24 protein-coding genes are annotated in these 22,411 nt (G+C 72.1%); 8 read left to right on the top strand and 16 right to left on the bottom strand.

The window, feature by feature from the left end:
- Nucleotides 1-45: 45 nt before the first annotated feature.
- The 4 genes from AB6A69_RS14965 to AB6A69_RS14950 are packed head-to-tail and all read right to left on the bottom strand — an operon-like array spanning nucleotide 46 to nucleotide 3,002.
- Nucleotides 46-999: an OmpA family protein gene (locus tag AB6A69_RS14965; RefSeq protein WP_371061368.1), complete on the bottom strand. Its 954-nt coding sequence runs from the start codon at nucleotides 997-999 to the stop codon at nucleotides 46-48.
- Nucleotides 974-1,546 (bottom strand): peroxidase-related enzyme, encoded by a 573-nt coding sequence (locus tag AB6A69_RS14960; RefSeq protein WP_371061367.1) that lies wholly within the window; start codon nucleotides 1,544-1,546, stop codon nucleotides 974-976. The genes AB6A69_RS14965 and AB6A69_RS14960 overlap by 26 nt, the downstream gene beginning before the upstream one ends.
- Nucleotides 1,543-2,280: a GNAT family N-acetyltransferase gene (locus AB6A69_RS14955; RefSeq protein WP_371061366.1), complete on the bottom strand. Its 738-nt coding sequence runs from the start codon at nucleotides 2,278-2,280 to the stop codon at nucleotides 1,543-1,545. The genes AB6A69_RS14960 and AB6A69_RS14955 overlap by 4 nt, the downstream gene beginning before the upstream one ends.
- Nucleotides 2,277-3,002 carry a competence/damage-inducible protein A gene (locus AB6A69_RS14950; RefSeq protein ID WP_371061365.1) on the bottom strand — a complete coding sequence of 242 codons (726 nt, stop codon included), beginning with the start codon at nucleotides 3,000-3,002 and terminating at the stop codon, nucleotides 2,277-2,279. Before AB6A69_RS14950 ends, AB6A69_RS14955 begins: the two co-directional genes overlap by 4 nt.
- Before the next feature lie 48 nt (nucleotides 3,003-3,050).
- Between AB6A69_RS14950 and sfsA the strand changes: the two genes are divergently transcribed.
- Together sfsA and map are read left to right on the top strand one after the other, a co-directional pair.
- Nucleotides 3,051-3,764 carry a DNA/RNA nuclease SfsA gene (gene sfsA, locus AB6A69_RS14945; protein WP_371061364.1) on the top strand — a complete coding sequence of 238 codons (714 nt, stop codon included), beginning with the start codon at nucleotides 3,051-3,053 and terminating at the stop codon, nucleotides 3,762-3,764.
- 114 nt (nucleotides 3,765-3,878) lie between these two features.
- A complete protein-coding gene (gene map, locus AB6A69_RS14940) occupies nucleotides 3,879-4,709 on the top strand; it encodes a type I methionyl aminopeptidase (RefSeq protein ID WP_371061363.1) in 831 nt (276 codons plus the stop codon).
- On the opposite strand, the gene AB6A69_RS14935 is transcribed toward map, so the two are convergent.
- Complete coding sequence (locus tag AB6A69_RS14935) at nucleotides 4,694-4,903, bottom strand: hypothetical protein (protein WP_371061362.1); 210 nt, start codon at nucleotides 4,901-4,903, stop codon at nucleotides 4,694-4,696. The two genes, map and AB6A69_RS14935, sit on opposite strands and share 16 nt — an antisense overlap.
- Nucleotides 4,904-4,986: 83 nt before the next feature.
- On the opposite strand from AB6A69_RS14935, the gene AB6A69_RS14930 reads away from it, so the two are divergent.
- On the top strand, nucleotides 4,987-5,538 hold the full coding sequence (locus tag AB6A69_RS14930) for an NADPH-dependent FMN reductase (protein WP_371061361.1): 552 nt from the start codon (nucleotides 4,987-4,989) through the stop codon (nucleotides 5,536-5,538).
- Here AB6A69_RS14930 and AB6A69_RS14925 read toward each other — a convergent pair.
- Nucleotides 5,535-6,584 carry an NAD(P)/FAD-dependent oxidoreductase gene (locus AB6A69_RS14925; RefSeq protein ID WP_371061360.1) on the bottom strand — a complete coding sequence of 350 codons (1,050 nt, stop codon included), beginning with the start codon at nucleotides 6,582-6,584 and terminating at the stop codon, nucleotides 5,535-5,537. The two genes, AB6A69_RS14930 and AB6A69_RS14925, sit on opposite strands and share 4 nt — an antisense overlap.
- A 56-nt stretch (nucleotides 6,585-6,640) precedes the next feature.
- On the opposite strand from AB6A69_RS14925, the gene mnmD reads away from it, so the two are divergent.
- Together mnmD and AB6A69_RS14915 are read left to right on the top strand one after the other, a co-directional pair.
- Nucleotides 6,641-7,309: a tRNA (5-methylaminomethyl-2-thiouridine)(34)-methyltransferase MnmD gene (gene mnmD, locus AB6A69_RS14920; protein WP_371061359.1), complete on the top strand. Its 669-nt coding sequence runs from the start codon at nucleotides 6,641-6,643 to the stop codon at nucleotides 7,307-7,309.
- The gene (locus AB6A69_RS14915; RefSeq protein WP_371061358.1) at nucleotides 7,306-8,172 is read left to right on the top strand and encodes a DMT family transporter; all 867 of its coding nucleotides are present in this window, start codon (nucleotides 7,306-7,308) and stop codon (nucleotides 8,170-8,172) included. The genes mnmD and AB6A69_RS14915 overlap by 4 nt, the downstream gene beginning before the upstream one ends.
- Nucleotides 8,173-8,174: 2 nt before the next feature.
- On the opposite strand, the gene AB6A69_RS14910 is transcribed toward AB6A69_RS14915, so the two are convergent.
- A complete protein-coding gene (locus AB6A69_RS14910; RefSeq protein ID WP_371061357.1) occupies nucleotides 8,175-10,127 on the bottom strand; it encodes a transglycosylase SLT domain-containing protein in 1,953 nt (650 codons plus the stop codon).
- A 108-nt stretch (nucleotides 10,128-10,235) separates the two neighbouring features.
- On the opposite strand from AB6A69_RS14910, the gene dapA reads away from it, so the two are divergent.
- Complete coding sequence (dapA, locus tag AB6A69_RS14905) at nucleotides 10,236-11,111, top strand: 4-hydroxy-tetrahydrodipicolinate synthase (protein WP_371061356.1); 876 nt, start codon at nucleotides 10,236-10,238, stop codon at nucleotides 11,109-11,111.
- Nucleotides 11,112-11,148: 37 nt separating this feature from the next.
- On the opposite strand, the gene AB6A69_RS14900 is transcribed toward dapA, so the two are convergent.
- The 7 genes from AB6A69_RS14900 to AB6A69_RS14870 form a co-directional block, all read right to left on the bottom strand.
- Nucleotides 11,149-12,465: a M16 family metallopeptidase gene (locus AB6A69_RS14900; protein ID WP_371061355.1), complete on the bottom strand. Its 1,317-nt coding sequence runs from the start codon at nucleotides 12,463-12,465 to the stop codon at nucleotides 11,149-11,151.
- Nucleotides 12,462-13,820, bottom strand: coding sequence for a M16 family metallopeptidase (locus AB6A69_RS14895; protein WP_371061354.1), 1,359 nt, complete (start codon nucleotides 13,818-13,820; stop codon nucleotides 12,462-12,464). The genes AB6A69_RS14900 and AB6A69_RS14895 overlap by 4 nt, the downstream gene beginning before the upstream one ends.
- Before the next feature lie 89 nt (nucleotides 13,821-13,909).
- A complete protein-coding gene (locus AB6A69_RS14890; RefSeq protein ID WP_371061399.1) occupies nucleotides 13,910-14,446 on the bottom strand; it encodes a DUF3035 domain-containing protein in 537 nt (178 codons plus the stop codon).
- A 32-nt stretch (nucleotides 14,447-14,478) separates the two neighbouring features.
- Nucleotides 14,479-14,967, bottom strand: a complete 489-nt coding sequence (gene lspA / locus AB6A69_RS14885) for a signal peptidase II (RefSeq protein ID WP_371038023.1) — start codon at nucleotides 14,965-14,967, stop codon at nucleotides 14,479-14,481.
- 30 nt (nucleotides 14,968-14,997) lie between these two features.
- The gene (gene purH, locus AB6A69_RS14880; protein WP_371061353.1) at nucleotides 14,998-16,587 is read right to left on the bottom strand and encodes a bifunctional phosphoribosylaminoimidazolecarboxamide formyltransferase/IMP cyclohydrolase; all 1,590 of its coding nucleotides are present in this window, start codon (nucleotides 16,585-16,587) and stop codon (nucleotides 14,998-15,000) included.
- A 34-nt stretch (nucleotides 16,588-16,621) separates the two neighbouring features.
- A complete protein-coding gene (locus AB6A69_RS14875; RefSeq protein ID WP_371061352.1) occupies nucleotides 16,622-18,373 on the bottom strand; it encodes a heparinase II/III family protein in 1,752 nt (583 codons plus the stop codon).
- Nucleotides 18,374-18,478: 105 nt separating this feature from the next.
- Complete coding sequence (locus tag AB6A69_RS14870) at nucleotides 18,479-19,780, bottom strand: RsmB/NOP family class I SAM-dependent RNA methyltransferase (protein WP_371061351.1); 1,302 nt, start codon at nucleotides 19,778-19,780, stop codon at nucleotides 18,479-18,481.
- Between the two features lie 66 nt (nucleotides 19,781-19,846).
- On the opposite strand from AB6A69_RS14870, the gene AB6A69_RS14865 reads away from it, so the two are divergent.
- Together AB6A69_RS14865 and AB6A69_RS14860 are read left to right on the top strand one after the other, a co-directional pair.
- The gene (locus AB6A69_RS14865; protein ID WP_371061350.1) at nucleotides 19,847-20,050 is read left to right on the top strand and encodes a DUF1674 domain-containing protein; all 204 of its coding nucleotides are present in this window, start codon (nucleotides 19,847-19,849) and stop codon (nucleotides 20,048-20,050) included.
- 86 nt (nucleotides 20,051-20,136) lie between these two features.
- Nucleotides 20,137-21,132: a type I glyceraldehyde-3-phosphate dehydrogenase gene (locus AB6A69_RS14860; protein ID WP_371061349.1), complete on the top strand. Its 996-nt coding sequence runs from the start codon at nucleotides 20,137-20,139 to the stop codon at nucleotides 21,130-21,132.
- Between the two features lie 6 nt (nucleotides 21,133-21,138).
- Here the strand turns inward: AB6A69_RS14860 and AB6A69_RS14855 are convergent, their stop codons facing one another.
- Nucleotides 21,139-21,492, bottom strand: coding sequence for a dihydrodipicolinate reductase (locus AB6A69_RS14855; protein ID WP_371038029.1), 354 nt, complete (start codon nucleotides 21,490-21,492; stop codon nucleotides 21,139-21,141).
- A 52-nt stretch (nucleotides 21,493-21,544) separates the two neighbouring features.
- A complete protein-coding gene (gene dapB, locus AB6A69_RS14850; RefSeq protein WP_371061348.1) occupies nucleotides 21,545-22,372 on the bottom strand; it encodes a 4-hydroxy-tetrahydrodipicolinate reductase in 828 nt (275 codons plus the stop codon).
- Nucleotides 22,373-22,411: the final 39 nt, after the last annotated feature.

Here is a 22,411-nt window from a genome sequence, read left to right as displayed (position 1 = left end):
GCTTGGTGCCGTATATATTCAGAAAGCGGAATAGGTAAAGCCCCCTCACCGCGTCGTGAGCAGAACCGCCTCCACGCGCCGGTTCGCCTCGCGTCCCTCCGCCGTCAGGTTGCTCGCCCGCGGCGCGAGATAGCCCGTGCCTTCCGCGCCCAGTCTCGCCGGATCGACGCCATACGTCTCGACGAGCCGGGTTCTGACCGCCTCGGCCCGCCGGCGCGAGAGCCCGATATTGGCGTCGAGGTCGCCGACCGCGTCGGTGTGACCCACCAGCACGACGCGTGCGTCCGGATTTTGTCGCAAATACGCCGCGAGCGCCGCGAGCGAGGCGAAAGGACCCGGGCCGAGCGCGATCGCGCCGCTTTCGAAGGCGAGATCGTCGAGCACGGCGTGGCCCGCCCGCTCCAGCGCCTCGCCCAGCGGGGTGCCGGGCCCGACAGGCGCGGCGGCGGGACCGCCCGATGCCTGCAGGCGGCCATCGGTTCCCGACGCGACATGCACGATCTGGAGAAAGCCGCCCGACGGCGAGCGGCTCGCGAGGAGCGAGACGAAATCCGCCGCGTCGCCCTCCGTCGCCCGGATCGCCGAAAGAACGCGATAGCGCGAGAGATCGACATGCATGGCCGGCGCCGGCAGTACCTCGATCGCGTGACGGAAGTCGAACCCGCCGCAGGCGGTGTCCCGGCACTCGAAGACGATCTCGAAGCCCGCCGCGCGAAGCTGCTCGCGCAGCGGCGCGATGATCTGCAGCGTGGTGCGTCCGGGGCCGGGCAGGCGCCAGGCCTGCCGCGTCACCCGGCCCTCGGCCGTGATCGAAGGCACCCCCGCGCCGTCCCAGGCCGCAACCGGCAGCGCGTGGCTGCCCGCGACGCTCGTCTCCTCGGCCTGCAGGCGGGCCGTGTCGGGCAGGACGAACTCCACCGCCGCGGCGACCGGCGCGGCAAGCAGGAGGCCCGCCAGCGCCAGCGCCAAGGCGCTAGCGCGCCTGCGCGTGATACTCATCGTTGGGGCGCATGTCGGTGGCACTGGCCAGCCGGTTGGTCATGTTGAAGAAGGCGGCGACCGACGCGATGTCCCAGATGTCGCGGTCCGAGAACCCTTGCGCCCGCAGCCCGTCGCGGTCGATCTCCTCGATCTCGGCGCTGGCGCGGGTCATCTTCTCGGCGAAGGCGAGCATCGCGCGCTGGCGCGGCGGCAGATCGGCCACGCGCCAGTTCATCACCAGCGTCTCGCCGAGTTTCGGGTCGCCCGAAAGCTGCCGGACCGCGGCGCCGTGGGCCGTCAGGCAGTAGAAGCAGCGGTTCACCGCCGAGACCACGACGGCGATCATCTCGCGCTCGAGCTTCGTCAGGGCCGAGTCGCCCAGCATCAGGTCGTTGTACATCGCGCTGAACGCGTCGAGCTTGGCCGTGTCGAAGGCGTAGGCACGCAGCACGTTCGGCACGAAGCCGAGCTTCTCTTCGCAGACGGCGAAGTATTTCGCCGTGGGCCCGGGCAGCGGGTCGGCCTCGGGCAGGTCGAGCGCGGTGGGGCGTCGGGTGTCCGTCATGCGGCGTCCTCCCCGGTCAGGATGCGGTAGTGATAGCCGCCCGCGGGCGTCATGCCCAGTGCCGCGTAGAGCGCGTTGCCGGGGGCGTTGTCGCGGGTGACGAGGGCGGCGACATGCGCCGCGCCCTGCGCCGCGGCCCACAGCGCGGCGGCGCGCATCATCCAGCCGGCCACGCCCTGCCGGCGATGGTGGGCCAGCACCTCGAGGGCGTGCACCATGGCCACCCTGTCGTGGACGCCGACATAGGCCGCCCCCGCGGGACTGTCGTTCCACCGGCCGAGGATGCCCGTCCGGGCGCAGTCGGCGCGTTCCATCACCGCCTGCCGGGCCGGGCCGATGCCGGCCTCCGTCCAGATCTCGCGCATGATCTGCAAGGGTTCCCAGATCGTGAGGGCAGTCACGCGCGGCAGGGGGCGGTCGGTAAGCCTCGCGATCTCGCACAGATAGATCGTCGTCGGGTCGATGAGGGCGTAGCCACGCCGCGCGAGCCGCGCGTCGAGCGCCGCATCGCCGGGCCGGATCATGAAGAGCGGCGTCTGTTCCAGCGCGCGCATCTCCGTCTCGGCGGCGTCAAGACAATCGTCGCCCGCCTCTCCGGCGACGGTGGCCGCGCTGACGCGCTTGCCGCCGCCCTGCCCGTCCCGGAGGGTCACCGGACCGATCCGCGTCACCGCCGCGGGGGGCCAGGTGGCCTCGGACACGGCGAGCAGATCGGCGGCGTCGGGCGTCTTCATGTCTCTTCCAGCAGGGCCGAAAGGCGCACCACGGCGCCGTCGATCCGGCCCGCGTCGGTGCCCCGAACGACGACGTTCACGCCATGCGCCCCGGCGCGGATGAACGGGTAGGAGCCGACCGAGAGATCGGGAAACTCGGCCGCGATCGTGCCCACCGCCGCGGCGATGTCGCCTTCTCCGCGCGCCACCGTCAGCGTCTGCGACAGGACGGGCGCCCCGCCGGTGATCGTGGGCAGGACGCTCGCCACCATCGCCTCGAAGATCTGGGGCACGCCCGCCATCACATGCACGTTGCCGATGGTGAAGCCGGGCGCGGCCGAGATCGGGTTCTCGATCAGCGTCGCGCCCTCCGGGATCCGCGCCATCCTGAGCCGCGCGTCGTTCACCTCCAGCCCCTGTGCGTCGTAATGGGCCTGCAGAAGCGCGCGGGCGTCCTCGCGCACGCCGATCGGAACGCCCATCGCCTCGGCCACCGCCTCCGCGGTGATGTCGTCGTGGGTGGGCCCGATGCCGCCCGAGGTGAAAAGGTGATCCACCGCCCCCGCAAGCGTCTGCACGGCCCCGACGATCGTCGCGTGATCGTCCGCGACCACCCGGGCCTCGCGCAGCGCCACCCCGGCGCGCGACAGCGCCTTCGCGAGATGGTGCATGTTCGAGTCGCGCGTTCTGCCCGACAGGATCTCGTCGCCGATCACGAGCATGGCGGCCGTGGGATTGGGCATGGGGCGCGTTCCTTGCGAGGCTTGCCGACCCGGTATAAGCGCCCGCCCATGCGCTTTCAAACCCCCCTCGTCCCCGCGACGCTGCTGCGCCGCTACAAGCGTTTCCTCGCCGATGCGCGGCTCGCCTGCGGGCGCGAGGTCACGGTGCATGTGTCGAATCCGGGCTCGATGATGGGCCTCGCGGAGCCGGGCAGGCGCATCTGGCTCGAGCCCGTGGACCACCCGCGCCGCAAGCTGAGCTGGGCCTGGCGCCTCGTGGAGGATGACGCGGGCGCCTTGATCGGGGTGGACACCGGCGCGGGCAACCGGCTGGCCCGCGCGGCGCTGGAGGCGGGCCTTGTCCCCGACCTTGCGGGCCACGACGAGATCCGCGCCGAGGTGCGCGCGGGACGATCGAGCCGCATCGACTTCCGCCTCTCCGCGCCGGGCGGGCCCGACACCTATGTGGAGGTGAAGAGCGTCACGCTTTCGCGCCGGGCCGGCGTCGCGGAGTTTCCCGACAGCGTGACCCGGCGCGGCGCGAAGCATCTGGCCGAGCTCTCGGCGCTGGCGGCGGCCGGCCACCGGGCGGTGATGCTCTACGTCGTGCAGCGCAGCGATGCGCGGCGCGTGACGCTGGCCGCCGATCTGGATCCGGACTACGCCCGTGCCTTCGCCGCGGCGCGGGCGGCGGGCGTCGAGGCGGTGGCGCTGGGCTGCCGGCTCTCTCCCGACGGGATCGCGCCCGCGGGTCCGCTGCCCTTCGACGTGCCTGCCGGCTGACCGGTCCCGCGGCCGTCACATTTTCGTCAGCACCCGGCGCCGCGCCGGCCCCGTGCGCGCCGGCACTGGCCCTTTCGGCACAAAGCCATTAATTACAGGCGCAAGGAGCGGCGCATGGAGCGAGACGTGAACCAGACCCATCATGGCCGGCTGACCCGTGACGGCATCCGCATCCACGAGGCGGCGGACTTCGCCGGGATGCGCGCGGCGGGCGCGCTCGCCGCGAAACTGCTCGACGAGGTGATCCCGATGATCGAACCCGGGGTCATGACCGGCGACATCGATGCCTTCATCGAGCGCCGGGTCGGGGAAGAGGGGGCGACCTCCGCCACCATCGGCTACAAGGGCTACCGCCACGCCTCCTGCATCAGCGTGAACCATGTCGTCTGCCACGGCATCCCCGGCGACAAGCGGCTGAAGGACGGCGACATCCTCAACATCGACGTCACCGTCATCCTCGACGGCTGGTTCGGCGACACGAGCCGCATGTTCGTGGCCGGGCGTCCCAGCCGCAAGGCAGAGCGCCTCATCGACGTGACCCACGACGCTCTGTTCGAGGGCATCGCCGCGGTGAAGCCCGGCAATACCTTCGGCGATATCGGCCATGCCATCCAGAGCTTCGTGGAGGGCAACCGCATGTCGGTGGTGCGCGATTTCTGCGGCCATGGCCTCGGGCGCGTCTTTCACGCCCCGCCCAACGTCCTGCACTACGGCCGCCCCGGCACGGGGCCCGTTCTGGAAGAGGGCATGTTCTTCACGATCGAGCCGATGGTAAACCTCGGCCGCCCCGAGACCAAGGTGCTGGCCGACGATTGGACCGCGGTGACCCGCGACAAGTCGCTCTCGGCGCAGTTCGAGCATTCCATCGGGGTGACGGCGGAGGGGGCGGAGATCTTCACCCTCTCTCCCGCGGGCCGGTTCCACCCGACCTATTCGCCCGACTGATCCCGCGTGTCTGGGCGATCCGCGCGCGCCTCCGCCGCCCGCCACTCGCGAAGGAAGATCGGCGTGCCGGCCTGGCTTGCAAGGATGTCGCCCATCAGCAGCGGCCCGGTGACGCGCCTGGGCGGCGCCGGGGCGGCACGTTCGGCCGCTTCGGACGTGAAGGGCACGGGGGCCCACCGCGCGAGTGTCGCCATCTTGCACCTCCATTGCGTGGCTTCGCACTTGCCTCGCCGGCCAGAGTGCCCCAGCTACGTCGCAGGACAAACAGGAGAATTGAATGTCGGACCTCACGCTTCTCGGGCTTTCGGGATCGCTTCGCAAGGGTGCGCTCAACCGCCGTCTCCTCGCAGAGGCGGTAACGCGTTTCCGACCGGCCACCTATCTCGAGGGCGATCTGCGCCTGCCCCTTTACGACGGCGACCTGGAAGAGGCCGAGGGCGTGCCCGAAGAGGTCACGCGCCTGGCCGAGCAGATCCGGACCGCCGACGCGGCCGTGATTTCCTCGCCCGAATACAACAAGGGCATCACCGGCGTTCTGAAGAACGCGCTCGACTGGATCAGCCGGGTCGAGGGACGGGTCCTGGCCGGCAAGCCCACCGCCGTCATCTCGGCCAACGCCGGGCGCACCGGCGGCGAGACCGGGCAATACATGCTTCGGGCCTGCCTCGTGCCGCATGGCGCGCGCGTGCTGACCGGCCCCCCCGTCCTTGTCGCCAATGGCGAGAAGGAATTCGACGATGACGGCCGGCTTGTGACGGAAAGCTACCAGAAGGCGCTCGACGGGCTGATGGCGTCGCTCCGCGAGGAGGCCGAGGCGCGGCGCGGCTAGCCCGCGCCGCCGCGCGGCAGGCTTCGTTCGGGGCGCAGGGCGTCGGGGATCGCGTCCTCCCTGCCCTCGAGCAGCAGGTCCGCCATCGCCTCTGCCGCCTTCGGCGCCATGCCGAAGCCGATCTTGAACCCGCCATTGGCGATGAACTGCCCGGGGTGCGCCGGGTGCGGGCCCAGCACGGGCGCCCGGCTGCGTGCGCGCGGGCGCAGACCCGCCCAACGCTCCATCACGCGCGCGCCGTGCAGGACCGGCACGGCGGCCGCGGCGCGTGCGATCACCTCGTCGAGCTGTTCGTCGGTCGAGACGGGATCCTCGTAGTCCCGCTCGGTGGTCGAGCCCACCGCGACCGTCCCGTCGGCGTGGGGCACGACGTGAAGCCCCTCCGCGTAGAGCTGCGGGCGGTCGCGCATGTCGAAGTTGAGCAGTGCCGCCTGTCCCTTCACACCGGTGCCGAAGCCGCCGCCGATCTCGGCGAGGCCGGCCGCGCCGGTCGCCCGGACCACCCGGCCGGCATCCGCGCCCTCGGCCGTGACCTCGCCGCCGCGCGCGACGATGGCGGCCGCCAGCGCCGCGCAGGCGCGGCGCGGATGCAGCCGGGCCGAGAGCGTGTCGCGCACCAGCCAGCCCGTGGGCGATGCGGGCGCCCAGCCGCGGGCCTCCGCCGCCGGGATCACCTCCCAGCCCGCGCGACCCTGCCAGTGCGCCGCGGCCCCGGCGGCCCGCTCGCGCGCCCGCGCCAGCGCCGCCGCGTCGGCCACTGGCTGAAGGCGACCCAGCCGGGCATAGCCCGGATCGATGCCGCCGGTGTCGCGGACCTCGGCCCAGAACGCTTCGGCCATGAGCAGGCTGTCGAGCTGGAAGGCCTTCAGCGCGTTCCAACCCTCGGGCGCATGCGGGGCGAGCGCGCCCACCACGCCGCCGCTCGCCCCCGCGCCCGGCCCGCCCGGGTCGATCACGCGCACCCGCGCGCCGCGACGGCAGCACGCCCAGGCCACCGAAAGCCCGAAGATCCCCGCCCCGCGCACCGTCACCTCTGGCGTTGTCATCCGGTCACCCCTTCGCCACTCTCGCCGCGTTCCGGGAAGGCTTAGGGCAAACGGCGATGAGCGACCAGTACGCGGGGCTGACATGGAAGGAAGGCGTGCCCGTCTCGGGCCGCTTCGACGATCCCTACTACTCCCTCGCCGACGGGCTGGCCGAGGCGCGCCACGTCTTTCTCGCCGGCAACGGGCTGCCCGGTCGCTTCGGCGCGGGGTTCCGCATCGCCGAGCTGGGCTTCGGAACCGGCCTGAACCTGCTGGCCGCGCTCGGTGCGTGGCGGCAAGGCGGCGGGCCCGGCCCGCTCAGCTACACGAGCTTCGAGGCCTTCCCGATGGCGGCGGCCGACATGGTGCGGGCGCAGGCGGCCTTCGGGGAGCTTGCGCCGCTCGCCGCGGAACTCGCGCCCTTCTGGCGGGACGGCGTCCGCCGGATCGAGCTGCCCGACCTTCACTTCACGCTGGTCGTCGGCGACGCGCGCCGCACGCTTCCCGACTGGACCGGCATGGCGGATGCGTGGTTCCTCGACGGCTTCGCGCCCGCGAGGAACCCCGAGCTGTGGGAGCCGGCGCTTCTGGCCGAGGTCGCCCGCCACACCGCGCCCGGCGGCACGGCGGCCACCTACACCGCCGCCGGGCATGTCCGCCGCGCCCTCGCCGCGGCGGGCTTCGAGGTGACCCGCGTGCCCGGGTTCGGCGCCAAGCGGCACATGACGCGAGCGCGGCGGCCGTGATCGAGCAGAACACCCGGCTCGGCATCGCGCTGATGGTGGCGACCACCTTCGTCTTCGCGGTGCAGGACGGAATCTCGCGTCACCTGGCCAGCGAGTACAACGTGCTGATGGTGGTGATGATCCGCTACTGGTTCTTCGCCGCCTTCGTGATCGCGCTGGCCTCGCGCAAGGCCGGGGGCGTGCGCGCCGCGGCGCGGACCCGGCAGCCGCGTCTCCAGGCGTTCCGCGGCGCGCTGCTGGCCGTCGAGATCTGCGTGATGGTGCTGGCCTTCACCCTGCTCGGCCTCGTGGAAAGCCATGCCGTCTTCACCTCCTACCCGCTTCTCATCGCGGCGCTCTCCGGGCCCGTCCTGGGCGAGCGGGTGGGCTGGCGGCGCTGGACGGCGATCGGGGTCGGCTTCGCGGGCGTGCTGATCATCCTGAAGCCGGGCTGGGGCGTCTTCGCCCCCGAGGCGGCTGTGCCGCTCCTCGCGGCCTTCCTCTTCGCGCTCTACGGGCTGCTCACGCGCTTTGCGGCGCGCGAGGACAGCGCCGCCACGAGCTTCTTCTGGACGGGCACCGTGGGCGCCGTGGTGATGACGGCCGCAGGCCTCTGGACGTGGGAGCCGATGAGCCGCCCTGACTGGGCGTGGATGGGCACGCTCTGCCTTACCGGCGCGCTCGGCCACTGGCTGCTCATCAAGTGCTACGAGGTGGCCGAGGCGAGCGCGGTGCAGCCCTTCGCCTATCTCCAGCTCGTCTTCGCCAGCGTCATCGGCATCGGCGTCTTCGGCGAGACGGTGGCGCCCAACGTGGCCATGGGTGCGGCGCTGGTGGTCGCGGCGGGGCTCTTCACGCTCTGGCGGGCGCGGCGGGCCGGCTGATCTCAACCCCCGAGCAGGGTGCGCCCCTTGAGCTCTTCGGAGAACGGAACGGGGTGCGGATCGCGGCCGAGGCGCGCGCGGTAGACAGGCAGGCTCTCGGTCACGCGCATGACGTAGTTGCGCGTTTCGGCGAAGGGGATCGCCTCGATCCAGTCCACCACGTCCACGGTGCCGAGGCGCGGATCGCCGTTTTCCTCGATCCAGCGGATCGGGCGCGAGGGCCCCGCGTTGTAGGCCGCCGCCACCAGCACCGGGTTGCCGTCGAAGCGCTCTACCAGTTCGGCCAGGTAGGCGGAGCCGAGCGTGGCGTTGTAGCGCCAGTCCGACAGCACACGGGCGAGCGAGAACTCGAGCCCGAGCGCGTCCGCCATCTCCCGCGCGGTGCCCGGCATGAGCTGCATGAGCCCGCGCGCCCCCGCGCCCGAGATCACCTCGGGGTCGAATTCGCTTTCGCGCCGCGCGATGGCGAGAGCGAGCTCGGTGGGCACCGGCCAGTCGCCGTCCGCCATCGGGTGCAGTGGGTAGTAGGGCGCCGGGATCGTGAACCCGGCCCGCGCCGCCCGCTTGCCGAGCATCACCGCGACATGGGGCTGGTCGATCTCTGCGAGCATCGCGCCCATGCGGTTGAGATCCGCCTCGTCGAGGCTTTCGGCGAGATGGGTCAGGAAGCGCTCGCCGAGCGAGAGCTCGTCTGCGGCGAGCAGCAGGCGTCCCGCCTCGTAGACCGAGCTTTCGGTGAAGCCGGCGCTCGGCCAGTCGGGGTAGGGCTGTCGCCCGCCGAGCCGCCCGTCGAAGGGGAATCCGCCGCGCTCCGCCGCGAGCAGTCCGTAAAAGCTGGTCTGGTGGTCTGCGGCCGCCGCGTAGGCCGCGCGCGCGCCGGTGGCGTCGCCGGACGCTTCCCGCGCCCGCCCGAGCCAGTAGCCGGCGCGACCAAGGGAAATGGGCGTGCTGACATTGGCGCCGAGGCGTTCGAAATGTTCGGCCGCCCTTTCGCCGTTGCCGAGCTTGAGCGCGGCATAGCCCGAAATCCATTCGAGATCGGCGTAGGCATAGTCGTCGGTGGGGGCGATGTGATGCGCCGAGGCGATGCGGTAGGCGAGGATCGCGTCGCCCTCCTGCACGGCGTCCCGTGCGAGACGGCGGCGCAGGTTGGCCCAGGCCATGGGCTCGCCCAGCGCCTCCGCCGAGGTCGAAACGCGCAGCAGGAGATCGAGGGCGTCGAGCGTGCGCCCCTTGCGAACGCGCCACGCGAAACGCTCGTAGGCGAGCCCGGGGTGGCTTGCCAGCGATTCGGGAACCCGCGCGATCAGGGCGTCGACCCCGGGCGCCTCGGCCATCAGGGCAAGGCGCGCCTCGGCGAGCGCCCGCCAGGCGCCCGGGACGAGAGGAAGCATGGCCTCCGCATTGCGCTCCCACCCCTTCCAGAGCGTCATGTCGAGGCGCGCCTCGTGGTGCGGGGCGAGAAGATCGCCGTAGCGCTCCAAGAACTCCGCCTGCTCTCCCGCCCCGAGCGGGAGCGTGCGCCACGCAAGCACGATGCCCGCTTGCGCGGCGCCCACGTCGCCCGCCCGCTCGAGCGCGGCGGCCTGGGCGAGCGCGCCCGCTCCGGTCTGCGGAAGGTCTTCGGCGAAGAAGGAGAGGACGGTGGCGTCATCTGCGTCCGCGATGGCCGGCTCGCTCTTGCGCCCCAGCCAGTCGAGACCCGGCCAGTCCGGGTTGCGTTCGAGGAACGCCATCACCTCCTCGGGCGCGCCCAGACCGGCGCGCAGGCGATGCCACGTCACGATATCCTGCGCCACGGCCCCGGCCGCGCGCGCGTCCCGGGCGGCCTCTTCCCAATCGCCGGCGCGCAGCGCGTCCATGGCGCCGGCCACCGCTTCGGGCCCGGCGACAGCCGCGCGCGCCGCCGTTAGGACGATCACGATCACTGCCGCGAGACGCGTGGCCGCTTGCATTTTCCGCTCCGGCAAAGGATAGACACGCGGAAAATAGACCGCGCGCGCCCCTCTCGCCACTCACAAAGCCGGGAATTGGCGGCGCACCGCCAGAAGGACCCGGGTGCCATGTTCCACGGATCGATCCCCGCCCTCGTGACGCCGTTCCGGAACGGAGCGGTCGATCTCGAGACGTTGCGCAATCTCGTGGACTGGCATGTGGCGCAGGGCAGTCACGGGCTCGTGCCCGTCGGCACCACGGGCGAGAGCCCCACGCTGAGCCACGCGGAACACGAAACGGTGGTCGAGGAGGTCGTGCGCGCCGCGCGCGGCCGCATCCCGGTGATCGCGGGGGCGGGCTCCAACAACACCGCAGAGGCGGTGCGCTTCATTCAGCAGGCCGAGAAGGTGGGCGCCGACGCGGCGCTCGTTGTGACGCCCTACTACAACAAGCCCACGCAGGCGGGGCTCGTCGCGCATTTCACGCTTCTGCACGATTGCTGCGAACTTCCGATCATCATCTACAACATCCCCGGCCGCTCGGCCGTGGACATGATGCCCGACACCATGGCGGAACTCGCGAGGCTTCCGCGCATCGTCGGCGTAAAGGATGCCACGGGCGATCTGGACCGGGTCTGCCGCCAGCGCATGCTCTGCGGGGCCGACTTTCTCCAGCTTTCCGGCGAGGACGCGACCGCCCACGGCTTCAACGCACAAGGGGGGCGGGGCTGCATCTCCGTCACCGCCAATGTGGCGCCGCGCCTTTGCGCGGACATGCAGGAGGCGTGCCTCGCCGGCGATTACGGCAAGGCGCTGGAACTCCAGGACCGGCTGATGCCGTTGCACAAGGCGATCTTTGCAGAGCCGGGCCTGGTCGGCGCGAAATACGGGCTTTCCGTGCTGGGCCTCTGCTCGGACGAGGTGCGCACGCCGCTCGTGCCGCTGACCGAGGGCACGAAGGCGCGCGTCGAGGAGGGCATGCGCCACGCGGGGCTCATCAACTGAGCGCCCGCGCGGCCGGCGGCGTGCACTCTCTGCCGGCCTACTGGCCCGGCGTCGTCTCCAGCCCCTCGGGCTGACCGGCCACCACGAAGTGCAGCCGTTCGGGCTTCAGCAGCTCCGCGGCCACGCGGTTCACGTCCTCGAGCGTGATCGCCGCCAGCTGGTCGTTGCGCGTCTGCGGGTAGGTGGTCGGCAGACCGTCCATCTGCATCCCCACCAGGATACGGGCGATCGGCCCGTTCCCGTCGAAGCGCAGCGGGTAGGCGCCGGTCAGGTAGGTCCGGGCGGCCTCGAGCTCGGCTTCGGTCACGCCGTCCCGGGCGATGCGCGCCCACTCGCCGCGGATCACCTCGATCGCCTCGGCGATGCGGTCGTTGGCCGACGCCACGCGGCCCATGTAGAGCGCGGCGTGATCCTTCGGCGCGAGATAGCTGTAAACGCCGTAGGTCAGCCCGCGCTTCTCGCGCACCTCCTGCATCAGGCGGCTCTCGAAACCGCCGCCGCCCAGGATCTGGTTGAGCACGAAGGCGGCGAAGAAATCCTCGTCGTCGCGCGGCAGGCCCTCGTGGCCGAACACGGCGACGGACTGGGGCGTGGCGAATTCGACCACCGAAATGCCGCCGGGCAGCGCCACCGCCACGTCCCCGGGGCGCGCGCCGCCTGTCTCCGGCAGGCCGCCCAGAAGCTCGTCGAGCAGCCCCCCCAACTCCTCCGCGGTGATGTCTCCGGCGGCCGCGACGAAGACGCGGTCGCGGGCAAGCGCTTCGGCATGCGCGGCCACGAGGTCGTCGCGGGTCAGGGCGCCGACGCTCTCGATCGTGCCGTCGGACGCGCGGCCATAGGGATGATCCCCGAAGGCGAGGCGGGCGAACTCGCGGCTCGCGATGGCACCGGGATCGTTCAGGTCCGACCGGATCGCGGAAAGCGCCTGAGCGCGCACGCGCGCGATCGCGTCCTCGTCGAATCGCGGCTCCATGAGCGAGGCGCGCAGAAGTTCCACCGCCTCGTCGCGCGTCTCGGTCAGGAAGCGCGCCGAGACGGACACCGCGTCGTCGCGGGCGTCGTAGTCGAAATCGGCCGCGATCGTCTCGGTCGCCGCCGCGAAGGCTTGCGCGTCACGCTCCCCCGCGCCCTCTTCGAGAAGCGCGGCCATCAGGCGCACGGCGCCTTCCTTGCCCGGCGCGTCGAGCGAGGTTCCGCCCTGGAATCTCAGCTCCAGCGCGGTGAAGGGGATGTTGTGGTCCTCGACAAGCCAGGCGGTGATGCCGCCGGGGCTCGTGACTTCCTCGATCTCGATCTCGGCGCGCGCGGGCAGCGCGGCGAAAACCGCAAGCGCGAGGGGGGCCAGCCACTTCATTGCATCACCTCCGTGTTCGCAGTCTTGTCGGCCTCGGGCGCCCGGAGCCAGCCGGTGACCGAGCGTTCGGGCACCAGAACGTCGCGCGCCACGGCCATGATCTCTTCCCCGGTGATCGAATCGAGGATCCCGGGCCAGGCCGCGATGTCCTCGAGCGCGAGCCCGCTGGTCAGCGCGCGGCCGTAGCGCTGGGCCACCGACTGCACGTTGTCCTGCTGGTAGATGCGGCTGGCCTTCAGGCCGAACTTGATCCGCTCGAGCGCCTCGGCATCCACGCCCGTCTCGAGGAAGCGGGCGATCTCGGCATCGAGCGCGGCCTCGGCCTCGGCAAGGCCGACGCCTTGGGCCGGCACCACGACCACGCCGAACCGCGTCCGGTCCAGCGAGGTCGCGCCGTAGAAGGCGCTGGTGAACACGGCGACGGGATTGTCGTACTGAAGCGCCGTGGTCAGGACCGAGGTCTGCCCGCCGCCCAGAAGCTCGGACAGCAGCACGAGGGCCGCGGCCTGCCGCTGGTCGCCCGGATCGCGCTCGGGCGCGAGCCAGCTTCGGGTGACGTAGGGTTGCGCCACGCGGGCGTCCTCCATCGTCACGCGGCGGGGCGCGCGCTGCGGCGGCTCCTGCGGGCGGGCACGCTCCGTGACCGCGGGGTTCGCCGGGATCGGGCCGTAATGGGTTTCGGCAAGACGCCGCACCTCGTCCGGCGTGACGTCGCCCGCAACGATCAGGATCGCGTTGTTGGGCGCGTAATGCCGGGTGTAGTACGCGTTCAGGTCCTCGCGGCTCAGCGCCTCGATCTCGTGGCGCCATCCGATGATCGGCGCGCCGTAGGGATGGTTGAGGAATTGCGCGGCCGAGGTCTGCTCGCGGAAGAGCGAGCCGGGCTCGTTCTCCACGCGCTGGTTGCGCTCTTCGAGGATGACGCCCCGCTCGGTCTCGACCAGCTCGGGCCGGAGCAGGAGGTTGGCCATGCGGTCGGCCTCCATCTCCATCATCAGGCCCAGCCGGTCGGCGGCGACGCGCTGGAAATAGGCGGTGTAATCGTAGCTCGTGAAAGCGTTGTCGTTGCCGCCGTTCGCCGCCACGCGTTCCGAGAACTCGCCGGGGGCGCGCGTCTCGGTGCCGCGGAACATCATGTGTTCGAGGAAATGCGCAGCCCCCGAGGCGCCCGGCCGCTCGTCGGCGGAGCCGGCGCGATACCAGACCATGTGCACCGCGAGCGGTGCGCGGTGATCCTCGATCACGACGACCTGCATCCCGTTGTCGAGGACGAAGTCGGTGACGTTCTCGGTCGCGAGCGCGGGCCGGGCGATGAATGTGAGGGCAAGGGCGAGGAAAAGCGCGGCACGGCGCATCGGGGCACCTCCTGTCATGGGCACGCTGCTAAGCTACGCGGCGCCCGCGACCGTTCAAGCGTCGTTGACGGGTTTGTGAGGCGGACGCCTCACTGTGGCGGGGCGGATGGCGTGCGCAGGCCGGCGCGGCGGTAGGCCTCGAGCGCGGCGTTCGGGTCGAGCGCCTGCCGGCGATATGCCTGGCGGTACCGGTCGTTGCGGATGAGCTGGAAGGTGAAAAGCCCGAAGCGCTGGCGGTATTCCGCGTCCTCCGCCGCAAGGCGCGCGCGCAGGCCCGCCGGAACGCCGTAGCGCGACGCGTGCGAGACCAGCGCGCCGTCGGATGCGGGCACCCCGCGCTCCGACAGGGCCGCGGGATCGCCCCCCAGCGCGGCCACCGCGTCGGCATTGGGGGTCAGGTCCACCCGGTTGCGCGCGCCCGGCGTCGGCGTCGGCAACTCGGCGAAGCTCTGCGGTGTCTCCAGCGGCTTGAACGGCACCACGGCGAACTCTTCGGGGCCTTGCTGAAGGCTGTAGGGAAACTGCCTGAGATCGCGTTCGCCGCGCGCGCCACAGCCCGCGAGCGTCACCGCAACCAGAGCCACGAGCACAAGCCGCGCCCACCGCATCGCACCCTCCTCGATCATCGCCACAGCCTTAGCTCATCCCGCAGCCCGCGTCACGGGGCCTTTTTCGTGTCCCGGCGTCCGTCGCCGCCCGTGAAGAAGACGAGGCCGAGCGCCCCCGCGAAGATCGCGATGTCGGCCACGTTGAAGGCGTAGGGGTTTTCGATACCGCAACAGGACATGTTGAGGAAATCCGCCACCGCGCCGTAAAGGACCCGATCCACCACGTTGCCGAGCGCACCGCCGACGAGAAGGCCCGCCGAGACGCGCCCGGCGACGCCCGGCGGCTCGCGCCACATCCAGACCGTGACGGCGGCCGTGATCGCCAGCGCGACGACGATCAGGACCCAGCGCGCGGTTTCGGACCCGCCTGCGAAGAGGCCGAAATTGATCCCGGTGTTCCACGCCATGCGCAGGTTCAGGAAGGGCGGCAGCACGTCGATGGCACCCAGCCGCGCCAGCCCGAGCCAGTGGACGACGTAATATTTCAGCGCCTGGTCCAGCACGAAGACCGCCGCCGCCACCTGTATCACCAGCCGCATCGGGGCTCCTTTCGGGACTATGCCGGCCATTCAGTGACGGAAGTGGCGCTGGCCGGTGAAGACCATGGCAAGCCCGGCCTCGTCGGCGGCCGCGATCACCTCGTCGTCGCGCATCGAACCGCCCGGCTGGATGAGCGCGGTCGCCCCGGCCTCCGCCGCGGCCAGCACGCCGTCGGCGAAGGGAAAGAACGCGTCCGAGGCCACGGCCGATCCCTGCGTCGGCAGAACGGACAGGCCCAGCGTCTCGGCCATGTCGGCGGCCTTTCGCGCGGCGATGCGGGTGCTGTCCACGCGGCTCATCTGCCCCGCGCCGATGCCCACCGTCGCGCCGCCTTTCGCGTAGACGATGGCGTTGGACTTCACGTGCTTGGCCACCGTCCACGCGAAGAGCATGTCGCGCATCTCGCCCTCGCCGGGCGCGCGTTTCGTCACGACCCGCAGATCCTCCTGCCGCACGACCGCGGCGTCGCGGTCCTGCACGAGCCAGCCGCCCGACACCTGCCGCACGGCGAGGCCCGCCTCCGCGGGGTCGGCCAGCCCATGCGCGAGCAGCAGGCGCAGATTGGGCTTCGTCGCGAAAAGATCCCGCGCCGCCTGATCGATGGCGGGCGCGATGACGACCTCGGTGAAAAGCTCGAGAATCGCCTCGGCGGTCCCGGCGTCCAGCCGCGTGTTGAGCGCCACGATGCCGCCGAAGGCGCTGGTGCGGTCGCAGTCGCGCGCGCGCAGATACGCCTCGCGGAGCGTCTCCCCGCGCGCCACGCCGCAGGGGTTCGCGTGCTTCACGATCACGCAGGCGGCCCCGTCGCGCGGCATGAATTCCGCGCAGAGCTCGGCCGCCGCGTCGGTGTCGTTGATGTTGTTGTAGCTGAGTTCCTTGCCCTGAAGCTGCTCGGCGGCGGCCACGCCCGGGCGGTGGGAGCCGTCGCCGTAGAAGGCCGCGCGCTGGTGCGGGTTCTCGCCGTAGCGCAGCGTCTGGGCGAGCCTGCCCGCGAAGACCCGGCGCCGCGGGGCGTCTTCCTCCAGCGCCCCGGCCAGCCAGCCCGACACCGCCGCGTCGTAAGCGCCGGTGCGGCCGTAGGCGGTCAGCGCGAGGCGCTGGCGGAACGGGTACCGCGTGGCGCCGTCATTCCCGTCGAGTTCTGCCAGGAGCGCCGGGTAGTCCTCGACGTCCACGACGGTCGCCACATGGGCGTGGTTCTTCGCCGCGGCGCGGATCATCGCAGGGCCGCCGATGTCGATGTTCTCGATCGTCTCGTTGTAGCCTGCGCCGCGGGCCACCGTCTCCTCGAACGGGTAGAGGTTGACCACCAGCAGGTCGATGGGCGCGATGTCGTGCTCCTCCATCGCGGCGCGGTGCTCCGGCACGTCGCGCAGCGCGAGAAGCCCGCCATGCACCGCCGGGTGCAGCGTCTTGACGCGCCCGTCCATCATCTCGGCGAAACCGGTGAGGTCGGACACGTCCCGCACGGCAAGCCCCGCCTGCCGCAGCGTCGCCGCGCTGCCGCCGGTGGACACGAGCTCGACGCCCCGTGCCGCGAGCGCCTTTCCGAGCTCCGCGAGGCCTGTCTTGTCGGAGACGGACAGCAGCGCGCGGCGGACGGGAACGAGATCGGGCATGGGCTGGGGGCCTTTCCTGTCGGGAAAACGGGTCTCAGGGTTCGTATTCGGGCATGGCGTGGACCAGGTCGCGGACAGCCGTCGCGGTCTCCTGGGTCTTGGCCACGGACCATCGCACGCGCGTCGCATACTCGAAAGCGCGGCCGGACAAAACGATCTGTTGCGCGGCGCGCGGCCGCAACCGGCCACGCTCGAGGTAGACGCCCCGTTCGAGCGACAGCCGCGCCGCGCCGTCGTGGCGAAACACCCAGATCTCTCCCGAGGGCGCTGCGAGCGAGACCGCGGCCCCCCCCATGTCGAGCTCGGCGTCCACCTCCGGGTGCAGGTGGAACCGGATCTGGTAGGGCAGGCCGCGCAGCCTGGCGGCGTCGAGCGCGGCATCGAAGCGTCGCTTGTCGTGGGCTTCGAGCGCGAGCAGCAGATCCTCGCCCGAAAGCCCGCGCCCGTCGAGCGACAGGGCCAGCATCCGCGCATGGGTCACTCCCCAGCCCGGGCGGTACCCGTCATGCGCGCCCTCGAAACGATGCGCCTCGGCGTCCCGGTCGAGGTCCGCCGGGACGTCGGTGGGCGCCGCTTCAAGCATCTCGCGCCGCATGCCCGCCACGAGCACGGGCTTTCCGAGCCGTGCGCTCGACCGGCCTTCGAGGCAAAGCGTGGAATGGGAGGGCGTGGCGCGGCCCGCCCGCCGCCACTCCGCGCCGAAGCTGCCCCCCGCGCCGCAGTTGACGATGACGGGCCGGCGTCCGGAGGTCAGTTCGAAGGCGAGGGTCGAGGCATGGGCGTCGAAAGAGCCGCGGCCCCCGGGCGGGCGGGCCGCGTCCACGATCAGGGTCGTGCGGCCGGCGCGCAGCCGCGCATATCCCATGGCGAGCCCCGCGGGCGGCCTGCGCCGCGCGTCCGTCGCCGCGAGCGCCTGGTCCAGCCGGCCCTCCACCCCCCGCCCGCCACCGTGAAAGCGCGGCAGGCCGCCGTCGGCATGGCGCAGACCGCGCAGCGTCGGGGCCACCCGCGCGATCGCCGCGGCCAGCTCCGGCCCCGGATCGCGGCCCGCGTCGCGCAGCACAGCGACGATCCAGGTGAGAAGCGTCAGCACCTCCATCAGCTCTTCGGGGTTGCGCGTGGGAATCGCGCCGCCCGCGTCGATCTCGTCGCGGCAAACCCTCTCGAGCGCGGCGAGGCCGGCGTCGAGCCGGTGCTCCAGCCCCTCCAGCATGAGCCCGGCCAGAACGACGCCCGACACGGCCTCGAAACGCTCCAGCCCGGGAGGGGCGGCGCGCCAGCGCCGGGCGGCGAAGGCGGCCTGCACGGCGAGGGCGCGAAAGAACGCCGCCTGCGTCGCCGCGTCCCGCCCCATCGTCAGGAAGAGCGCGTGCTCTATCCAGCGCGTGAGGCGCCGCCCCGCGAGGTCCGCCGTCCATCCCGGGCCGCGCCCGGCCCCGTAGCGCCCGATCCAGTCCCAGAGCCAGTCCTGCGCCAGTGAGCGCGCCGGGGCGGTGCCTACCGCGGCCAGGTCATCGAGCCAGCCGAACCCGTGCAACTCGGCCGTGAAGGCGGGGTCGGGGGGCGCGATGCCCCAGGGCCGGGTGCCGGGCGGCGTTTCGACGAGATGGCCCGCGAACATCAGGTTCCCCGCGAGAAGCTGCCGCCCGCGCGCGACAAGCCCGAAGGTGCGCGGCTCGGGCGGGGTGCGGAACCCCGTGGCCGGCCGTGCCCGGGCCGCGCGCCACGCCGCCCAGCCGTCCAGAAGGCGCGCGCTGCGCGCCGGCCAGCCCTGCCCGTCTGCCATTCCGATCTGCCCCGGTTCCGCGCCTCTCGGGCGTGCGCGATCGTGCGCAGTATAGGCGCGTGGAAAGGCCAAGTCACCTTCGGCGACGCGCAAGGCGCGTGCCTGTCAGGCGCGGCGCAGCACTGCCATGTAGAACCCGTCCATGCCGCCCGACGCCGCCCAGTAGTCGGGGCGCAGACGCAGCCCGCCCTCGGCGCTTCGCCAGGCCGGGTCGAGGCCCGGGCGATCCAGCGCCGCCCGGTCCGCGACCAGCCCGGGATGACGGGCGAGGGCCGCGGTGACCTGCCCCTCGCCCTCTTCGGGCAGAAGCGAACAGGTGCAGAAGACGAGGCGGCCCCCGGGGGCGAGCCGGGTCAGGGCGTGATCCAGCATCTCGGCCTGAAGCGCGACGAGCGCGTCGATGCCCGAGCCGTCCCGCACATGGGGCAGGTCGGGATGGCGGCGGATCGTGCCCGTGGCCGAACAGGGCGCGTCCACAAGCACCGCGTCGTAGGGTCCGCCGGCGTGGGCGCGCGCGTCTTCGGCGCAGAGCGTGGCCGACAGACCGGTACGCGCGAGGTTGCTGGCCACCCGCGCGAGGCGCTCTGGCGACATGTCGACCGCGGTCACCTCGGCCCCGGCCGCGGCAAGCTGAAGCGCCTTGCCCCCCGGCGCGGCGCAGAGGTCCAGCACCCGCTCGCCGGGCCGGGGCGCGAGAAGGCGGACCGGCAGCGCGGCCGCCGCGTCCTGAATCCACCAGTCGCCTTCCGCGTAGCCGGGCACGGCCGACACCCGGGTGTTGCCCGACACCCGCACCGAGCCGGTGGGCAGCAGCTCCGCGGCGAGCCGCGCGGCCAGATCGCGCGGATCGCCCCGCGCCGTCAGGTCGAGCGGCGCGCCGGCGAGATGCGCGGCCTCCATCGCCGCCACCGCGTCGGCGCCCCATGCGTCCAGAAGCGGATCGCGAAGCCATGCCGGCAGCTCGGGCACGGGCAGCGCGTCCCAGCGGCCCGGCGCCTCGGTCGCCATCTTGCGCAGCACGGCGTTCACCATCCCGCGTGCGGGCGCGGCCTTGCGGCCCAGCGTGCCCACGATCGTCACCCAGTCGTTCACCGCGCCATGCGCGGCCGCCCCCCTGGCAAGTTCCGTCGTGCCGAGCCGAAGCGCGTTGCGTACGATCCGGGGCGGCGCGCGGCGCAGATGCGGCGCAAGCAGCGCGTCGGCCCGGGCAAGCCCGCGCAGCGTGTCGCGGGCGAGACGAAGCGCACGCGCGCGATCGGGCGGCGCAAGCTGCGCGATGCGGCCATCGGCCTCGGACAGCGTCTGCGCCTCGCCGGTCACGGCGTCGAGCAGCGCGAGCGCGCCGCGCCGGGCGGCGCGTCCGTGCCCCGGATCGGGCGCGACGGGATCGGGCGCGGTGGCTGTCATGGGGGCCTCGGCTTGGCGGTGGCGAAGGCGCGGTCTATATCAGCGGCGAGACCGCGAGGGAAGAAGATGGCCGACGACACGCCCGAAACACCCGCAGACCACGCGCGGCGCGACCTTCCGCCCGCCGCGCAGCGCGCCCTGGCCGAGGCCGAGGAGCGCCGCCGAAAGGCGAAATCCCTGGAGCTTCCGCCCGAACTCGGGGGCCGCGACGGCCCCGAGCCCGTGCGCTACGGCGACTGGGAGCGCAAGGGGCTGGCGATCGACTTCTGAAACGTTCCGCCCGGCGCGTGCAGGGCTGGGCGCGCGCGCGCCGCTCTGATAGCGAGCGTTTCGACGACGCGGCGAGGATGACGGAAATGACAGGCAGACCCGTTCGGGTAGCGATCAACGGCTTCGGGCGCATCGGGCGCACGCTCATGCGCCTGATCCTGTCGGAGGCGCGCGACATCGAGCTTGTCCTGGTGAACGACATCGCCGAGCCCGATCTCATGGCCTATCTTTTCGGATATGACAGTGTCTTCGGGCCATGGCCCGAGCCGGTGACGGCCCGCAACGGCGCCTTGCAGGCCGGCCGCCACAGCGTCCCGCTGCACCAGGCGGAGGATCTGCGCGCGCTCGACCTGTCCGGCGTCGACGTGGTGCTGGAATGCACAGGGCTTGCCACATCCCGGCCCGTGGCCGAGGCGGGCCTCGATGCCGGGGCGCGGCGGGTGCTGATCTCGGGTCCGTCGCCCGCGGCGGACGTCACGCTCGTGCTGGGTGCCAACGACGAGCGGCTGGCCGGGCAGCCCGTCGTCTCCAACACGTCCTGCACGACGAACGCGCTCGCCCCGCTGCTGCGGCTCCTCGACGGAACCTGGGGCGTGGAGAGCGGGCAGATGACCACGGTGCACTGCTACACGGGCAGCCAGCCCACCGTGGACAAGCCCCGCGGCACGCCGGAACGCTCACGTGCCGCCGCGCTGTCGATGGTCCCCACCACGACAAGCGCGGGCGCGCTCATCGGCGAGGTGCTGCCGTCCCTCCGGGGCCGGGTGGAGGCGCGGGCGCTGCGTGTGCCCACGGCGAGCGTCTCGTCCATCGACCTGACGGTAAGACTGAGACGTCCGGCCCCGCCCGAGGACGTCAACGCGGCGCTGCGGGATGCGGCCGAAGGCTCAGATGTCTTCGGCTGGATCGAGGCGCCACTCGTCTCCACCGACCTGCGCGGACGGTGCGAGTCCATCATCATGAGCGGGCCGGGCACGTCCGTCGCCGGCGATCTGACCCGGCTCTTCGGGTGGTACGACAACGAGTGGGGCTTCTCTTGCCGGATGCTGGACATGGCACGCCGGATGGCGGCCGAGGGGTGACGACCCTCAGCGAACGCGGAAATCCGCGTGGTCGCCCTGCCCCTGATCGGCGGTGAAGCGTACGGTGTTTCCGCTCATCTCGACGGTCTGGCAATTGTAACCCAGATCCCGTTCGCCCCAGTAGAGGTCGCGGCAGAACAACCCGCTCTGCCATTTCCAGGCGCCCCTGACCTCGCGCAGCGCGCCGGTGCCGCGGATGGCGCCGTCGGGCTCGACCTGGAGGCGGACGAGCGGGCGGGTGAGCTCCTTGCCCACGACGAGGTCCATGAACTGGGACCGGTCGGTGATCTGCGCGAAATCCGCCCGGACCGGAAGCGTCCCGAGGACGAGCGCGAGCGTGGCTGCAACAAGTATACGCATGGTCGGCATCCTCTTCGTTTAAAGGGGACTACGGTGTTACAGCCGGGCCGGATCAGTCTTTGCGTTCCTCCGCGAAGCCCAGCACATCGATCATGTCGTATTCGCCCGGCCCCTTGTCCAGACCCCAGAGCGCCGCGCGAAGCGCGCCCCGCGCGAACACGGACCGGTCGCTGGCCACGTGGCGCAGCGAGACACGTTCGCCTTCGCCGGCGAAGATCACCTCGTGCTCGCCCACGATGTCCCCGCCGCGCACGGCGTGAAATCCGATGGCGCCGCGCCTGCGCGGACCGGTCATCCCGTCGCGGGCACGGTCCGCCACCTCCGACAGGGCGACCCCGCGGCCCTCTGCCGCCGCCGCGCCCAGCATCAGCGCGGTGCCCGAGGGCGCGTCGGCCTTGTGACGGTGGTGCGCCTCGACGATCTCGATGTCGTAATCGTCGTCGAGCGCCTCCGCGACCCTGCGGGCCAGCAGCGTCAGAAGATTGACGCCAAGGCTCATGTTGCCGGCACGCACCATCGTCGCGTGGCGCGCCGCGGCGCGTAGCTTCGCGAGATGCGCGTCGTCGAATCCGGTGGTCCCGACCACGTGAACGAGGCGCGCCTGCGCGGCGATCTCGGCGAAGGCGACAGTGGCGTCGGGGCTGGTGAAATCGAGAACCGCGCGCGCGGACGCGAAGGCCTCCAGCGGATCGTCGCTCACCGTGACGCCGAGGGGCGCACCGCCCATCGCCTCGCCCAGGTCGCACCCGATCCAGGGGTGTCCCGGCCGTTCCACCGCGCCGGACAGGCGCGCGCGCTCCGAGTCGCGCACCGTTTGAACCAGCATCCGTCCCATGCGCCCCGAGGCGCCTGTCACCACGATCCCCGGCAGATCGGCCATCCCGTATTCCTCCCGACAAGGCGCGGCCTCCTTAGCGCC

Origin of the sequence: Rhodosalinus sp. 5P4 (genome assembly GCF_041365695.1) — a bacterium.
Classification (GTDB): domain Bacteria; phylum Pseudomonadota; class Alphaproteobacteria; order Rhodobacterales; family Rhodobacteraceae; genus Rhodosalinus.
This window is presented reverse-complemented; position numbering and strand designations above follow the sequence as displayed.

Coding starts and splice junctions, on each gene's coding strand:
- AB6A69_RS14965 (WP_371061368.1), bottom strand. CDS start 999: ATGAGTATCACGCGCAGGCGCGCTAGCGCCTTGGCGCTGGCGCTGGCG.
- AB6A69_RS14960 (WP_371061367.1), bottom strand. CDS start 1,546: ATGACGGACACCCGACGCCCCACCGCGCTCGACCTGCCCGAGGCCGAC.
- AB6A69_RS14955 (WP_371061366.1), bottom strand. CDS start 2,280: ATGAAGACGCCCGACGCCGCCGATCTGCTCGCCGTGTCCGAGGCCACC.
- AB6A69_RS14950 (WP_371061365.1), bottom strand. CDS start 3,002: ATGCCCAATCCCACGGCCGCCATGCTCGTGATCGGCGACGAGATCCTG.
- sfsA (WP_371061364.1), top strand. CDS start 3,051: ATGCGCTTTCAAACCCCCCTCGTCCCCGCGACGCTGCTGCGCCGCTAC.
- map (WP_371061363.1), top strand. CDS start 3,879: ATGGAGCGAGACGTGAACCAGACCCATCATGGCCGGCTGACCCGTGAC.
- AB6A69_RS14935 (WP_371061362.1), bottom strand. CDS start 4,903: ATGGCGACACTCGCGCGGTGGGCCCCCGTGCCCTTCACGTCCGAAGCG.
- AB6A69_RS14930 (WP_371061361.1), top strand. CDS start 4,987: ATGTCGGACCTCACGCTTCTCGGGCTTTCGGGATCGCTTCGCAAGGGT.
- AB6A69_RS14925 (WP_371061360.1), bottom strand. CDS start 6,584: ATGACAACGCCAGAGGTGACGGTGCGCGGGGCGGGGATCTTCGGGCTT.
- mnmD (WP_371061359.1), top strand. CDS start 6,641: ATGAGCGACCAGTACGCGGGGCTGACATGGAAGGAAGGCGTGCCCGTC.
- AB6A69_RS14910 (WP_371061357.1), bottom strand. CDS start 10,127: ATGCAAGCGGCCACGCGTCTCGCGGCAGTGATCGTGATCGTCCTAACG.
- dapA (WP_371061356.1), top strand. CDS start 10,236: ATGTTCCACGGATCGATCCCCGCCCTCGTGACGCCGTTCCGGAACGGA.
- AB6A69_RS14900 (WP_371061355.1), bottom strand. CDS start 12,465: ATGAAGTGGCTGGCCCCCCTCGCGCTTGCGGTTTTCGCCGCGCTGCCC.
- AB6A69_RS14895 (WP_371061354.1), bottom strand. CDS start 13,820: ATGCGCCGTGCCGCGCTTTTCCTCGCCCTTGCCCTCACATTCATCGCC.
- AB6A69_RS14890 (WP_371061399.1), bottom strand. CDS start 14,446: ATGATCGAGGAGGGTGCGATGCGGTGGGCGCGGCTTGTGCTCGTGGCT.
- lspA (WP_371038023.1), bottom strand. CDS start 14,967: ATGCGGCTGGTGATACAGGTGGCGGCGGCGGTCTTCGTGCTGGACCAG.
- purH (WP_371061353.1), bottom strand. CDS start 16,587: ATGCCCGATCTCGTTCCCGTCCGCCGCGCGCTGCTGTCCGTCTCCGAC.
- AB6A69_RS14875 (WP_371061352.1), bottom strand. CDS start 18,373: ATGGCAGACGGGCAGGGCTGGCCGGCGCGCAGCGCGCGCCTTCTGGAC.
- AB6A69_RS14870 (WP_371061351.1), bottom strand. CDS start 19,780: ATGACAGCCACCGCGCCCGATCCCGTCGCGCCCGATCCGGGGCACGGA.
- AB6A69_RS14865 (WP_371061350.1), top strand. CDS start 19,847: ATGGCCGACGACACGCCCGAAACACCCGCAGACCACGCGCGGCGCGAC.
- AB6A69_RS14860 (WP_371061349.1), top strand. CDS start 20,137: ATGACAGGCAGACCCGTTCGGGTAGCGATCAACGGCTTCGGGCGCATC.
- AB6A69_RS14855 (WP_371038029.1), bottom strand. CDS start 21,492: ATGCGTATACTTGTTGCAGCCACGCTCGCGCTCGTCCTCGGGACGCTT.
- dapB (WP_371061348.1), bottom strand. CDS start 22,372: ATGGCCGATCTGCCGGGGATCGTGGTGACAGGCGCCTCGGGGCGCATG.